Source organism: Aeromonas sp. R5-3 (assembly GCF_040908225.1).
Classification (GTDB): Bacteria; Pseudomonadota; Gammaproteobacteria; order Enterobacterales; family Aeromonadaceae; genus Aeromonas; species Aeromonas dhakensis.
Genome location: NZ_JBFODH010000017.1, coordinates 87,105 through 101,514, shown reverse-complemented (window position 1 = coordinate 101,514; position 14,410 = coordinate 87,105). Strand labels below are relative to the sequence as shown.

At 62.8% G+C, this 14,410-nt stretch carries 14 protein-coding genes; 6 read left to right on the top strand and 8 right to left on the bottom strand.

Translation table 11 applies throughout. The features are described 5' to 3' along the window. Positions 1-116: 116 nt before the first annotated feature. The 3 genes from pspC to pspA are packed head-to-tail and all read right to left on the bottom strand — an operon-like array spanning position 117 to position 1,438. Positions 117-521: an envelope stress response membrane protein PspC gene (pspC, locus tag AB5Y95_RS08005; RefSeq protein WP_005300085.1), complete on the bottom strand. Its 405-nt coding sequence runs from the start codon at positions 519-521 to the stop codon at positions 117-119. Beyond that, positions 518-754 carry an envelope stress response membrane protein PspB gene (gene pspB, locus AB5Y95_RS08000; protein ID WP_005300084.1) on the bottom strand — a complete coding sequence of 79 codons (237 nt, stop codon included), beginning with the start codon at positions 752-754 and terminating at the stop codon, positions 518-520. Before pspB ends, pspC begins: the two co-directional genes overlap by 4 nt. Before the next feature lie 3 nt (positions 755-757). Beyond that, complete coding sequence (gene pspA, locus AB5Y95_RS07995; protein WP_368160396.1) at positions 758-1,438, bottom strand: phage shock protein PspA; 681 nt, start codon at positions 1,436-1,438, stop codon at positions 758-760. Between the two features lie 196 nt (positions 1,439-1,634). Between pspA and pspF the strand changes: the two genes are divergently transcribed. From pspF to AB5Y95_RS07965, 6 genes are all read left to right on the top strand, one after another. Further along, positions 1,635-2,669, top strand: a complete 1,035-nt coding sequence (pspF, locus tag AB5Y95_RS07990) for a phage shock protein operon transcriptional activator (RefSeq protein WP_017782737.1) — start codon at positions 1,635-1,637, stop codon at positions 2,667-2,669. 90 nt (positions 2,670-2,759) lie between these two features. Then, positions 2,760-4,355 carry an ABC transporter substrate-binding protein SapA gene (gene sapA, locus AB5Y95_RS07985; RefSeq protein ID WP_017782738.1) on the top strand — a complete coding sequence of 532 codons (1,596 nt, stop codon included), beginning with the start codon at positions 2,760-2,762 and terminating at the stop codon, positions 4,353-4,355. 2 nt (positions 4,356-4,357) lie between these two features. Then, positions 4,358-5,317, top strand: coding sequence for an ABC transporter permease subunit (locus tag AB5Y95_RS07980; protein WP_005300071.1), 960 nt, complete (start codon positions 4,358-4,360; stop codon positions 5,315-5,317). Between the two features lie 35 nt (positions 5,318-5,352). Then, positions 5,353-6,246: an ABC transporter permease subunit gene (locus tag AB5Y95_RS07975; RefSeq protein WP_005300069.1), complete on the top strand. Its 894-nt coding sequence runs from the start codon at positions 5,353-5,355 to the stop codon at positions 6,244-6,246. Beyond that, the gene (locus AB5Y95_RS07970) at positions 6,246-7,244 is read left to right on the top strand and encodes an oligopeptide/dipeptide ABC transporter ATP-binding protein (RefSeq protein ID WP_005300065.1); all 999 of its coding nucleotides are present in this window, start codon (positions 6,246-6,248) and stop codon (positions 7,242-7,244) included. The genes AB5Y95_RS07975 and AB5Y95_RS07970 overlap by 1 nt, the downstream gene beginning before the upstream one ends. 55 nt (positions 7,245-7,299) lie before the next feature. Continuing rightward, on the top strand, positions 7,300-8,085 hold the full coding sequence (locus AB5Y95_RS07965) for an ATP-binding cassette domain-containing protein (protein WP_017779988.1): 786 nt from the start codon (positions 7,300-7,302) through the stop codon (positions 8,083-8,085). A 147-nt stretch (positions 8,086-8,232) separates the two neighbouring features. Here the strand turns inward: AB5Y95_RS07965 and AB5Y95_RS07960 are convergent, their stop codons facing one another. The 5 genes from AB5Y95_RS07960 to AB5Y95_RS07940 all read right to left on the bottom strand — a co-directional run bounded on the left by AB5Y95_RS07960 (position 8,233) and on the right by AB5Y95_RS07940 (position 14,371). Continuing rightward, positions 8,233-8,991 carry a tRNA-(ms[2]io[6]A)-hydroxylase gene (locus AB5Y95_RS07960; RefSeq protein WP_368160392.1) on the bottom strand — a complete coding sequence of 253 codons (759 nt, stop codon included), beginning with the start codon at positions 8,989-8,991 and terminating at the stop codon, positions 8,233-8,235. 184 nt (positions 8,992-9,175) lie between these two features. After that, complete coding sequence (gene purF / locus AB5Y95_RS07955; RefSeq protein WP_005300060.1) at positions 9,176-10,696, bottom strand: amidophosphoribosyltransferase; 1,521 nt, start codon at positions 10,694-10,696, stop codon at positions 9,176-9,178. 21 nt (positions 10,697-10,717) lie between these two features. Next, positions 10,718-11,206 (bottom strand): CvpA family protein, encoded by a 489-nt coding sequence (locus AB5Y95_RS07950; protein ID WP_005300057.1) that lies wholly within the window; start codon positions 11,204-11,206, stop codon positions 10,718-10,720. A gap of 186 nt (positions 11,207-11,392) precedes the next feature. Beyond that, a complete protein-coding gene (serS, locus tag AB5Y95_RS07945; RefSeq protein ID WP_206865320.1) occupies positions 11,393-12,688 on the bottom strand; it encodes a serine--tRNA ligase in 1,296 nt (431 codons plus the stop codon). A 339-nt stretch (positions 12,689-13,027) separates the two neighbouring features. Continuing rightward, on the bottom strand, positions 13,028-14,371 hold the full coding sequence (locus tag AB5Y95_RS07940) for a replication-associated recombination protein A (protein ID WP_054545047.1): 1,344 nt from the start codon (positions 14,369-14,371) through the stop codon (positions 13,028-13,030). Positions 14,372-14,410 lie beyond the last annotated feature (39 nt).

Sequence of the window (14,410 nt, the reverse complement as noted above, 5' to 3'; positions counted from 1 at the left end):
CGTAGCTGCCCGGCGAAGCGGGTGGCAGGCAGCACCACCCTCGTCATGATCCCCGCCCGCCTCCCCTGCCATCAGAGGCAAGTCCAGGCCGGCGGGGCCATCGTACCGCTCAGGCCTTACAAGTTGCGAAACTCCCGCTGCAGGGTGAACTCCTTGGAGGTCACCAGCTTCTCGATGCGCTGCACCCTGGGCTCCAGCGCATCCAGCTCCTGGCCGATGCGGGCAAGGGCCTGATGAGGTGTGACGCCTGCCTGCCAGCTGCGCGCCTTCATCCGCACCTCGGCAAAGTCGGCATCCTCCTGGGCGTAAAGGGTGACCGGCTTCTTGTCGAGCAGAAACCAGGCGGCGACGTAGGCGGTGAAGGTGATGAAACCGGCGAAGATGAGGCCGCTGATGGCCAGCAACCGCACGATCCAGGTCTCCACCCCGAAGTACTCTGCCAGACCGGCACAGACCCCGGCTATCTTGCCGCGCTGGGGGTCACGATAGAGGTTGCGCCCCTCTTTGCTCCACTGTGTCATACCTTGTTTCTCCAACCAGGAACCTCGGCATCCAGAATCGACTCCAGGGCGCCGACCCGCTCCTGCATCTTCTCGGCACGCACCAGCAAGCCCTGCAGCTGTTCACGCTCGCCATCGGCAAGACCGGCGCCAATGCGCCCCTTGGCGCGGTAGTGCAGCACCAGCCAGATGGGGGCCACCACTACCATGAAGACCACCATGGGAACCATCAACACACCCAGCAGATCTTCCATCTGTTACTCTCCCTGTTTCGGCGTGGTGTCGCTCTGGCCCAGCTTCTGGCGCATGGCTTCCAGCTCTTTGCTTATCTGATCGTCGGCTTCCAGCTCGGCAAACTGCTGGGCCAGCGCCTTGTCGGACTGCCCCAGCTCGGCGCGGGCCTCCATCTCGTCGATGCGGCGCTCCATGCGCTCGAACTTGCTCACCACCGCCTGGCTGTCGCCACGGGCAACCTGGCTCTGTACGTTGAGACGGCTGCTGGCCGCTTCGGTGCGAATGGCCATCGCCTTCTGGCGGGCACGGGCATCTTCCAGCTTGGCTTCCAGCTGACGGATCTCCTCCCCCAGCTTCTCGATGCCGCTGTCCACCGCCTGCTGCTCACGCAAGAGGGAGTCGGCCAGCTCGGCCTGCTTCTTCTTCTCGATAAGCGCAGCGCGGGCCAGGTCTTCCCGCTCCTTGCTCAGGGCCAGCTCGGCCTTGCCCTGCCACTCGGCGACCCGCTCCTGATGGCGGGCGACCTGGCGGCCGATCTCTTTCTGGTTGGCGAGGAAGCGGGCCAGGTTGGATCGCTCCTTCACCAATTCGTCTTCCATCTCCTGGATGATCAGGCGCACCATCTTCTGGGGATCTTCTGCCTTGTCGAGCAGGGCCGTCAGGTTGGAATTGATGATGTCGGCCAGGCGGGAAAAAATACTCATGATTGTACTCCTGTGGTTGGCATACGTTGTTTCTCCATTGACAATGGCAACTTGTGTGCCAATCTGGAACAGAATTTAACTTGTTGATTTATATGGGGCTGCTCGATCGTATTTCAAGAGGCACCACACAAGTAATGATTAGAATCACCAACTTTTGGTAAAATTGACCAGCTTTCACCGACTCACGGGGATGACTATGACCACGGCCACGGAAAGCCTGTTGGGGGAATCCAACGCATTTCTCGAGATCATTGAGCAGGCCTCCCGCCTGGCGCCGCTGCGCAAGCCCGTGCTGATCATTGGCGAACGGGGTACCGGCAAGGAGCTGATCGCCCACCGCCTACATTATCTCTCGGCGCGCTGGGATCAAAGCTTTGTGACCGTCAACTGCGCCACCCTGAGCGAGAGCCTGCTGGAGACCGAGCTGTTCGGCCACGAGGCGGGCTCCTTCACCGGCGCCGCCAAGCGTCATCAGGGTCGCTTCGAGCGGGCCGATGGCGGCACGCTCTTCCTTGACGAGCTGGCCACCACCAGCGCCCGGGTGCAGGAGAAACTGCTGCGGGTCATCGAGTACGGGGAGTTCGAGCGGGTGGGCGGCGCCAAGGCGCTCAAGGTGGATGTGCGGCTGGTGTGCGCCACCAACGAGGATCTGCCGGCGCTGGCCGACAAGGGGCAATTTCGCCACGACCTGCTGGACCGGCTCGCCTTCGACGTCATCACCCTGCCCCCCCTGCGGGAGCGGCGCGACGATATTCTGATGCTGGCGGAGCACTTCGCCCACGGCATGACCCGGGAGCTCGGCTATCCGCTGTTTGCCGGGTTCTCGCGCAAGGCGACCCAGCTGCTGCTGGACTACCCCTGGCCCGGCAATGTGCGGGAGCTGAAAAACGTGGTGGAGCGCAGCATCTACCGCCAGGGCAATCCCCAGTTGCCGCTGGCCGAGCTGGTGCTCAACCCGTTCGATTCCCCCTGGCGACCCTTGGCTCGCACCGACACCACCGCGGCGCTGCCGAGCGAGGCGCAACCGGCGCCCGTTGCGGCAACTGCCACCCTGCCGCTGGACCTCAAACAGGCGGTGGCGGGCTACGAGATTAATTTACTCAAGCAAGCGTTGCAGCAATCCCAGTATAATCAGCGCAAAGCCGCCCAACTGCTGGCCCTGAGCTATCACCAGTTCCGCGGCATGCTGCGCAAATACCAGCTGCTGGACAGTGACAACGATGCGGATTAATAACCCGGGCAGCCCGTGCCAGAGCGGCTTCCCCCCCTTGCCGGCCCCATCGCCGGCAACTTCGTATAAAAACATGGTTCGACAATGAGAATGCTCAAACCCCTGCTGCTTGGTGTGCTGGTGCTGCTCACCGGTTGTCACAAACAGGATGACGCGTCCAGAACGGGACTCATCTATTGTGCGGAAGGCTCGCCCCAGACCTTCAATCCCCAGGTCTCCAACTCGGGGGTGACCCTGGATGCCAGCTCGCGCCCGCTCTATGACCGCCTGCTGGAGGTGAACCCCAACACCCTGGCGCTCGAAGGCGGGCTCGCCACCCGCTGGCAGGTGAGCGAGGATGGCCTCTCCTATACCCTGACCCTGCGCCAGGGGGTGACCTTTCACCACACGCCCTGGTTCAACCCCTCCCGCCCCCTCAACGCCGACGACGTGGTGTTCACCTGGCAGCGGCTGCTCAACAAGCTGCACCCCTATCACGAGGTGTCCGGCGGCGAGTACCCCTACTTCTACAGTCTGGGGCTGGATCAGCTGATCAAGCGGGTCTACCGGAAGGGGGCCGATAAAGTCGTGTTCGAGCTCAACCGGCCGGATGCCTCCTTCCTCGCCACCCTGGCCAGCGACTACGCCATCGTGCTCTCCGCCGAGTATGCCGAGCAGTTGCAAAAGGCCGGCACCCCGGGGCTCATCGACAGCCGCCCGGTGGGCACAGGGCCATTCAGCTTCAAGGAGTATCGCCACAACGAATACGTGCGCTACCTGCGCCACCCCGGTTACTGGGGCGGCGAGGCCAAGATTGAGCAGCTCATCTACGACATCACTCCCAAATCCTCCAAGCGGCTGGCCAAGCTGCTGACCGGCGAGTGCGACGTGATGAGCACCCCCTCCGCCAGCCAGCTGTCGGTGATCGACAAGGATCCCGACCTCAGCCTGGCGGTACAGTCCGGCATGAACGTCGCCTTCCTCGCCCTCAACACCCGCAAGGCACCGTTCAACAAGGTGCAAGTGCGCCAGGCCATCGCCAGCGCCATCAACATCGACAACCTGCTGCAGGCGGTCTATTTCGAGACGGGTCAGCCCGCCAACAGCCTGCTGCCGCCGCTATCCTGGGGTTACAACCCCTCCCTGCCGATGCGCCAGCCGGATCTCAAGCGGGCGCGCCAACTGCTCAAGGAGGCGGGACTGGCGCAAGGCTTCGAGATGCAGGTACTGGTGCAGCCGGGCTCGCGCGCCTACAACCCGGATGCCCTCAAGACCGCCCAGCTGATGCGAAGCGATCTGGCCAAGATCGGCATCAAGCTCAAGATCGTGCAGCAGGAGTGGCCGGTCATCGAGGCCCGCCTCGCCCAGGGTCAGTACGACAGTCTGCTCAGCGGCTGGATTGCCGACAACGCCGACCCGGACAACTTCTTTCGCCAGCTGCTGAGCTGCGCCGCCGTCGAGCGCGGCAACAACTACAGCCGCTGGTGCAGCCCGGCGTTTGATCAGCTGCTGGACGACGCGGTGACCACGCCCCAGCTGGCGTTCCGGCTGCGCAACTACTATTACGCCCAGACCCTGCTCAACGAGCAGATGCCGCTCATTCCGCTGGCCCATGCCCTGCGTACCCAGGTCAGCCGCAGCGACATCGAGGGGCTCTCCCTGATGCCCTTTGGCGGCACCGTCTTCAACCAGGCCTATCGGGAGTAAGCATGTTTCTCTATATCCTGCGTCGCATCAATCTGCTGCTCATCACCCTGCTGGCGCTGACCTTCGTCGCCTACCTGCTGGACGTGCGCCTCATCGGCCAGCAGGCCAGCTTCTGGAGCGGCTACCCCGACTTCCTGCGCCGCATTCTGGACGGGGATCTGGGGCTCTCCAGCGTCTCCGGCCTGCCGGTGCTGGACGAGATCCGTCACTACTTCCCCGCCACCCTGATCCTCTGCGGGGCGGCCTTCGCCATCTCGCTGCTGGTGGGCATCCCGCTCGGCACCCTGGCGGCCCTCTCCCAGGGCAAGCCGCTCGATCTCACCATCATGACCGCCGGCCTCATCGGCTACGCGGTGCCGGTGTTCTGGCTGGCACTGCTGGTGGTGATGTTCTTCTCGCTGGAGCTGGGCTGGCTGCCCGCCTCCGGCCAGATCAGCCTGCTCTATGACGTGCCCTCCATCACCGGCATCGCCCTCATCGACGTGCTGATGAGCCACGAGCCCTGGCGCCAGGCCGCCCTGCACGACGCCCTGCGCCACCTGATCCTGCCCTCGCTGGTGCTGGCGGTGGTGCCCACCACCGAGGTGATCCGCCATGTGCGCAGCTCCCTTATCGACGTGATGAAGCAGAACTACATCAAGGCGGCGGCCAGCCGCGGCCTCTCCCGCCGCCAGATCGTCTGGCGCCACGGTCTCAAGAACGCCCTGCCGCCGGTGCTGCCGCTGCTGGGCCTGCAGCTGGGCAGCGTGCTCACCTCCGCCATGATCACCGAGGTGGTGTTCGAGTGGCACGGCATCGGCCGCTGGCTCATCAACAGCATCGCCCTGCAGGACTACGCCGCCATCCGCGGCGCCACCCTGGTGGTGGCCAGCTTCGTCATCTTCATCAGCGTCAGCACTGAGCTGCTCACCACCATCATCTACCCGGCGCGGCGCAAAGAACTCTATGCAAAACAAGACTGAACGTGCTCATGGCATGACCCGGAGCCAGGAATCCTATGCAAGACAAGACTAGCCTCTACCCCGAGCTCAAGATCCTCTCGCCGCTGGAGCAGACCTGGGCCTCCTATCGCCGCAATCCGCTGGCGATGGCAGGGCTCTGGTGCTTCGTGATCCTGCTGCTGATCACCCTGCTCGGCCCGCTGGTGGTGCCCTACGGCATCGACGAGCAGCACAGCTCCCGCCTGCTGCTGGCCCCCTCCTGGGCCAACAGTGGCAACATCGACTACTTCCTCGGCACCGACGATCTGGGCCGCGACATCCTCTCCCGGCTGGTGGTGGGCGCCAGGCTCACCTTTGGCAACGCCCTGCTGGTGGTGGTGATCGCCATGGTGGTGGGCACCGCCATCGGCATCCTCGGCGGCATGAGCAAGGGGCTCAAGTCGAGCGTGCTGCACCACCTGCTCGATACCCTGCTCTCCATCCCCTCCCTGCTGCTGGCCATCATCATGGTGGCCATTCTGGGGCCGGGTCTGTTCAACACCCTGATCGCCATCACCCTGGCGCTGATCCCGCCCTTCATCCGGGCCACCTACAACGCGGTCCACACCGAGATGCAGAAGGAGTACATCATCGCCAGCCGGCTCGACGGCTCACCCCCCTTGCGGATCATGCGCCTCGCCATTTTGCCCAACATCGTCGAGACCCTGGTGGCCCAGACCACCCGCACCCTGTCGGCGGCCATCCTCGACATCTCGGCAGTGGGCTTTCTCGGCCTCGGCGCCCAGTCACCGCAACCGGAATGGGGCGCCATGCTGGCGGACTCCAGCGATCTCATCTATCTCGCCCCCTGGACCGTGACCCTGCCGGGCATGGCCATCCTGTTCAGCGTGCTGGTGACCAACCTGGTTGGTGAAGGCATTCGCGAAGCGCTCAAAGAGGGGAATGACTGATGCCGCTGCTCGACATACGCAACCTCACCATCGAGATCGACACCCCGCAGGGTAAGGTCAAGGCGGTGGACAAGGTGAGCCTGACACTGGCCGAGGGGGAGATCCGCGGCCTGGTGGGGGAATCCGGCTCCGGCAAGAGCCTGGTGGCCAAGGTGATCGTCGGCATCCAGAAGGACAACTGGACGGTGCGCGCCGACCGGATGCGCTTCAACGACATGGACTTGCTGACCATGGCCCCCCGCGAGCGGCGCCGCATCATGGGCCGCGAGATCGCCATGATCTTCCAGGACCCCATCAGCTGTCTCGACCCCTCCGAGGAGATCGGCACCCAGCTGGAAGAGGCGATCCCGACCGACTCCTTCGAGGGGCAGTTCTGGCAGCGCTTCCAGTGGCGCAAGAAGAAGGCCATCGCCTTGCTGCACCGGGTCGGCGTCAAGGATCACCGCAAGGTGATGCGGGCCTACCCTCACGAGCTGTCGGACGGCATGTGCCAGAAGGTGATGATCGCCATGGCCATTGCCAACCAGCCGCGCCTGCTGGTGGCGGACGAGCCCACCAGCGCCATGGAGTCCACCACCCATTCCCAGATCCTGCGGCTGCTGGACAAGATGAACAAGCTGGGCAACACCACCATCCTCATCATCAGCAACGACATAGCCGCCATCGCCAACCTGACCGACACCATCAACGTGATGTATTGCGGCCAGATGGTGGAGGTGGGCACCCGGGAGCAGATCCTGGAGACCCCGCACCACCCCTATACCGATGCGCTGCTCAAGTCGATCCCCGACTTTGACAAGCTGGTGCGCCACAAGTCGCGCCTCGAGACCCTGCCCGGCGTCATTCCGCCGCTGCAGCACCTGCCCATCGGTTGCCGGCTCGGCCCCCGCTGCCCCTACGCCCAGAAGCAGTGCGTGCAGACGCCGCTGATGAGCAAGATCAAGGGGCACCAGTTCAGCTGCCACTTCCCGTTGAACATGGAAGAGCCCAAGAAGTGACGTCAATTTCGTATCAGTGCGTGACAGCGAGCCCTGTCACCAAGGAGTCAGGACAGTGATCGAACCCTCTCTGCTGCAGGTCAGGGGCCTGTGCAAGACCTATCAGAACCGCACCGGCCTGTTTCGACGCCGGGCGGTGGAAGCCATCAAGCCGCTCTCCTTTGATCTCGAGGTGGGCCAGACCCTGGCCATCGTCGGCGAGGCCGGCTCCGGCAAGAGCACCCTGGCCCGCATTCTGGCGGGCATGATAGAGCCGAGCGGTGGCGAGATCGCCATCGAGGGGCAACCGATGATCCACGGCGACTATCAGACCCGCTGCAAGCTGCTGCGGATGATCTTCCAGGACCCCAACTCCTCCCTCAATCGCAAGATCCGGGTCGGCCAGATCCTGGAGACGCCGCTGCGCCTCAACACCGAGATGACCGAGGAGGAGCGCCGCGAGAAGGTGATACAGACCCTGCGCATGGTGGGCATGCTGGCGGATCACGCCCTCTTCTACCCGCAGATGCTCTCCGCCGGCCAGCAGCAACGGGTGGCGCTGGCGCGGGCGCTGATCCTCAACCCCAAGATAGTGGTGGCCGACGAGGCGCTCTCTACCCTGGATATCTCGGTGCGCTCCCAGATCATCAACCTGCTGCTGGAGATGCAGGAGACCATGGGGCTCAGCTATGTGCTGGTGGCCAACGATCTGGGGGTGGTGAGCCACATCAGCGACGAGGTGCTGGTGATGCACGAAGGGCGGGTGGTGGAGCGCGGCAAGACCCTCAAGGTGTTCGCCGATCCCCAGCACGAGGTGACCCGCCGCCTCATCCAGAACTACGACAACGAATACCGCCGCTGAGCCCTGCCCGGCGGCCTGCCGCCGGCTCTTTCCCGCCGCCCCGAAAATGAGACAAAAAAATCCCGGCTCAGGGGCCGGGAATTGCGCTCAAAAGTAAATGCGTCGCTCGTAGTAGGAACGCTGCAATGGTAGGCAGCCCCCTTCGCGTCAACAACTGTCAGATCTGACAGGAAGACCGCTATGGAACCTGAACTGCGGATCCGGCGAGCGGATCAGCTCCGCCTCCACCTGGCCGAAGAAGGCCACCCGCTCGCTGATGTCCTCCCCCGCATATTGCTCGGCCAGCGCCAGATAATCCTGATAGTGGCGCGCCTCTGAGCGCAGCAGGGAGACGTAAAAGCGACCCAGCTCCTCGTCCAGATGGGGTGCCAGCTTGGCAAAACGCTCGCAGGAGCGCGCCTCGATATAGGCGCCGATGATCAGCTTGTCGACTATGGTGGCGGGCTCGTGGGTGCGCACGTGCTGCATCAGGTTGCGCGCATAGCGGGAGGCGGTCACCGGGCCGTAGGGAATGTCGCGGGCGGCCATCAGCTCCAGCACCTGCTCGAAGTGGTGCAGCTCCTCCTGAATGAGCCGCACCATGGGAAACAGCAGCGGATTGCGAGAGAGCTCCTCGAACACGGTGCGCTCGGTCTCTCCCATGGTCCGCTTGCCGAGGATCTCGGCCTTCTCCGGAATGGCGTCCAGCTCCCGATAGAACTCCAGCTTGGGCAGCAGATGGCGCTTTCCCTTGGGCAGGCAGTAGCGGCGCACCAGGCTGTGGGCGGTGAGCGCAGCCTTGTTTTCGCAGTTGGCGTGATCGATGAGCAGGGTCGGCAGCTGGGCGGGATCCCGCGCCATCTCGATCCACGCATCCGGGGTCTCGCAGTGCAAAAACTGGCGCACGGGGGCTAGCAGGTCATCCATCTGAACTCTCGTCTGGTCGGGTTGATACGGCGGCGGCCCATGCTAGCGGATCCCGCCGCCACTGCCCATAGCTGCGGCTACAAACGCTGCTTTTTCAAGCAGATGCAGGCCCTTTTCGGCGAGCAGAAACAACAATGGGGGCCTTGGCCCCCATCTCGTTGCAACACCTCAGCGTGGAAAACGTTTAACTGCCTTCGTTAAAAATTTCCAGGTTGCTGGTGCCTTCCTGCCACTCGCGCACCGCCTTGTTGTCATCGCTGCGCATGGCGTTGAGGTGGTCGAGGTAGGACTGATCCACGTCGGAAGTGACGTAGTGGCCGTTGAACACCGAGGTCTCGAAGTGACGCAGCTCGGGATTGATCTCCCGCACCGCCGCTTCCAGATCTTCCAGATCCTGGAAGATGAGGCCATCGGCGCCAATGAGCTTGCACACTTCTTCCACTTCCCGGCCATGGGCGATCAGCTCGTTGGCGGTGGGCATGTCGATGCCGTAGACGTTGGGGAAGCGAATTTCCGGTGCCGCCGAGGCGAAGTAGACCTTGGCCGCCCCCGCTTCACGGGCCATCTGGATGATCTGCTCGGAGGTGGTACCGCGCACTATGCTGTCATCCACCAGCAACACCTTTTTGCCCTTGAACTCGGAGCTGATGGCGTTGAGCTTGCGACGCACCGACTTCTTGCGCTGGGTCTGGCCCGGCATGATGAAGGTACGGCCGATGTAGCGGTTCTTCACAAAGCCCTGACGGTACGGCAGATCCAGGGTGTGGGCGATTTCCAGCGCCACGTCGCAGGAGGTCTCGGGGATGGGGATGACCACGTCCACGTCGAGATCTTCCCACTCGCGGGCGATCTTCTGACCCAGCTTGCGACCCATGTTGAGGCGGGCGGCATAGACCGACACCTTGTCGATGCACGAATCAGGGCGAGCGAAGTAGACGTACTCGAAGATGCAGGAGCTCATCTGCGGGTTCTCCGCACACTGCTCGGAGAAGAGCTGGCCCTGCTCGGTGATGTAGATGGCCTCGCCCGGGGCGATGTCGCGCACCGTCTCGAAACCGATGGCATCGAGCGCCACGCTCTCGGAGGCGAGCATGTACTCCACCTGCCCCTGCTCGTCGACCCGGCGACCCAGGATCAGCGGGCGAATGCCGTTGGGATCACGGAACCCGATGAGACCGTGGCCAATCACCAGGGAGACCACCGCATAGGCGCCGCGGATCTGCTGATGCACCTTGCGCACCGCAGCGAAGATATCCTCCGGTTGCAGGGCCATCTTGTCGCAGCGATCCAGCTCGTGGGCCAGCACGTTCAGCAGCACTTCGGAATCCGAGGTGGTGTTGATGTGGCGGCGGGCCACCTTGAACTGCTGCTCCTTGAGCTCCTTGGCGTTGGTGAGGTTGCCGTTGTGGGCCAGCACCATGCCGTAGGGAGAGTTCACGTAAAAAGGCTGAGCTTCAGCGGCACTGGAGCTGCCTGCGGTGGGATATCTGACATGTCCTATGCCGATATGCCCTTTCAGGCGCTGCATGTGACGCACTTCAAACACGTCCTTCACCAGGCCGTTGGCCTTGCGTTGCCGGAAGTTTCCACTGTCAATGGTCACGATCCCGGCGGCATCCTGTCCCCTGTGCTGCAACACCGTCAAGGCGTCGTAGAGGGCCTGATTGACGGGGGTGGTGCCAACTATACCGACAATACCACACATGTCTTTGCTACCTCGAAGTCACTATACCTGTTTAAGAAAACTCGATGAGTTCAGCATGAACCCGAAGAACCACTGGATGACCGGCTTGAACTCGGGCACCAGCTTGGATGCCACCCACCAGTCGCTCTGGGAGAGGCTGGTGAAGGTATCCATGAAAAAAAGCAGGGCACTGACGATCAGTACCCCGCGAATTGCGCCAAAACAGATGCCGAGCACCCGGTCGGTGCCGGACAGCCCCGTCTTGTCCACCAGCAGGCCCACCACGTAGTTGACCACGCTGCCCAGGATCAGGGTCGCCACGAACAGGGCGGCGATGGCCAGGCCGTTGCGTACCAGGGGATCGCTGAACGAGGTGAAATAGACGGCGAGATCGGGATAGAAATGACTGGCGATGAAGAAGGCGACGAACCAGGTGACGAGAGACATGGCCTCCTTGACGAAGCCGCGCACCAGGCTGATGAGAGCAGAGAAACCGACGATGCCGATGATGGCGTAATCAATCCAGACCATAGAAAAAGATGTCCTGCGAAATTGCGGCGCAGTCTAACAAAAACGATTGCGCAATGCTTGATAAAATTGTGTTACATGTTCAAAGAGACGCCGGCAACGCAGATTTATTCACGATAAAAACGGTTGACCGGCGCCAGAATGCACAACGCCATGGCATGCCATGGCGTTGTCGTCTGCAATGAGCGCTTACCCGATGTGGGTCAGGCCGCCCATGTAGGATTGCAGCGCAGCCGGGATGGCGATGCGGCCATCTTCCTGCTGGTAGTTCTCCAGCACCGCCACCAGGGTGCGACCCACCGCCAAGCCGGAGCCGTTCAGGGTGTGCAGCAGCTGCGGCTTGCCATCGATGCGCACGCGAGCCTGCATGCGGCGTGCCTGGAAGTCGGTGCAGTTGGAGACGGAGGAGATCTCGCGATAGGTGTTCTGGGCCGGCAGCCACACTTCCAGATCGTAGGTCTTGGCGGCGCAGAAGCCCATGTCACCGGTGGAGAGTGCCATCACGCGATACGGCAGCTCCAGCAGTTGCAGTACCTTCTCGGCGTGACCCACCATCTCTTCCAGCGCGTCCCAGGATTTTTCCGGGTGCACCAGCTGTACCATCTCGACCTTGTCGAACTGGTGCATGCGGATGAGACCGCGGGTGTCACGGCCGTAGGAGCCCGCTTCGGAGCGGAAGCAGGGGCTGTGGGCGGTCATCTTGATGGGCAGTTCCTGCTCGTCGAAGATCTCGTCGCGGGCCATGTTGGTGAGCGGTACTTCGGAGGTCGGGATCAGGGAGAACTTGCGAACCTTGCCCTCTTCTTCCCCTTCACCTTCGATGCCGGTATTGAAGAGATCCTGAGAGAACTTGGGCAGCTGACCGGTGCCGTACAGGCTGTCCGGGTTGACCAGGTAGGGCACGTAGCACTCGGTGTAACCGTGTTGCAGGGTGTGCAGGTCCAGCATGAACTGGGCCAGAGCGCGGTGCAGGCGGGCAATCTGCCCCTTCATCACCACGAAACGGGAGCCGGAGAGTTTGACGCCGTTCTTGAAGTCGACGCCCTTGGCCGCTTCACCCAAATCGATGTGATCACGCACCTGGAAGTCGAACTCGCGCGGGGTACCCCAGCGGCGCACTTCTACGTTGTCGTTCTCGTCACGACCGACCGGCGTGGTGTCGCTCGGCAGGTTGGGGATGGCGTCGGCGATGGTCTTCAGCTCGGCCAGCAGGGCATCCAGCTCGACCTTGCTGGTCTCGAGCTCTTCGTTGATCTTGGAAACGATGGCCTTGAGCGGGGCAACATCTTCGCCGCGACGGGCAGCCTCACCGATGGATTTGGAGCGGGCGTTGCGCTCGGCCTGCAGCTCCTGGGTACGGGACTGCAGATCCTTGCGTTTCTCTTCCAGAGCATTGACAGCCGCTACGTCCAGAGCGTAGCCACGTGTCGCCAGACGAGCGGCGGCATCGTCGATGTCGCTGCGCAGATATTTGGGATCCAGCATGGTTTACCTACTTTTTTAAAATGGGATCTGGGCCTGAGTCATCATGACGGGCTGGGAAACAGATCCGGAAGTTAACATCGGTTGGCACACCCCTGTCGTCTTTTTGCATCGGGCCAACAAGAGCAAGCCTTCGAAATCAAGAAGATGGCACCAGGCCAAGACAAGCGGGGTCAGAGGGGCAGTGTATCAGACCGCCCCCCCGCCCGAACAGGGACTATTGCGCCCGTTTTGCCCTGTTTTCCGGGGGATGGCGACCTGGATCAAATCGGCTGACCAATTAACGTGCAATCGGCCCGAATTGGTCAGGCAGAGGCGCGGCCACTCCCCTGCCCCGGCCGGTTATTTCTCACGCTGGCGCGGGCTCTGCTTGTCCAGTTCGTGCAGGTAGTCGAGCTTCTGGCCGATCTGCTTCTCAAGGCCGCGATCGGTGGGCTGATAGTACTGCTTGCCAGCCAGCTCAGGTGGGAAGTACTGCTCGCCGGCGGCATAGGCGCCCGGCTCGTCGTGGGCATAGCGATACTCGGCGCCATAGCCCAGCTCGCTCATCAGCCTGGTCGGTGCGTTGCGCAGGTGCGGCGGCACCTCGAAGTCAGGCAGGTTCTTGGCATCATGAAGCGCCGCCTTCCAGGCGGTGTAGACCGCATTGCTCTTGGGGGCGCAGGCGAGATAGACGATCGCCTGGGCGATGGCCCGCTCCCCTTCCGCCGGTCCGATGCGATGGAAGCAATCCCAAGCCGACAGGGCGACCTGCATGGCACGCGGGTCGGCATTGCCCACATCCTCGGAGGCAATCGCCAGCAGCCGGCGCGCAATATAGAGCGGATCGCAACCGGCGCTCACCATGCGGGCATACCAGTAGAGCGCCGCATCCGGCGCCGAGCCGCGAATGGATTTGTGCACCGCCGAGATGAGGTCATAGAAGTGATCGCCACCCTTGTCGAAACGGGCCACGTGTTCCCCCACCACGGCGGCGAGCAATGTGCTGTCGATCACCCGCGCCCCGGCACTGTCGATTTCGGCCATGTCGGCCAACAGCTCCAGATAGTTGAGGGACTTGCGCCCATCCCCGTCCACGGCTTTCGCCAGCGCCTCCTTCACCCCGGGGGCGAAGGCAAGGCTCGGGTCATTGAGGCCACGGGGGTCCTGCATCGCCTGATCGATCATGGCGAGGATATCCAGCTCCTCCAGCCGTTTGAGCAGATAGACCCGGGCCCGGGAGAGCAGAGCGTTGTTGAGTTCGAACGAGGGGTTCTCGGTGGTGGCGCCGATGAAGGTGATGGTGCCGTCTTCGATGTGGGGCAGGAACACATCCTGCTGGCTCTTGTTGAAGCGGTGCACCTCGTCCACGAAGAGGATGGTGCGCACCCCGCGCCAGCTGTTCTCCTTGGCCTTGTCGATGGCGGCGCGGATCTCCTTGATGCCGGAGGTCACCGCCGAGAGCCGCTCCACCTCGGCATGGCAGTAGTGAGCAACCAGTTCTGCCAGCGTGGTCTTGCCGGTGCCGGGTGGCCCCCACAAGATCATGGAGTGGCAGTGACCCGCCAGGATCGCCTTGCGCAGCGGTTTGTCGGGCCCGAGGATATGTTGCTGACCTATGTACTGCTCGAGGGTTTGCGGCCGCATCCGGGCCGCCAGCGGACGAAAGTCCGACGAGAAATCCAGCGATAAATTGCTCATCTGCATTGACCGTCAGGAAGGGTGCAGGCCGCCGTTGCCGGGCGG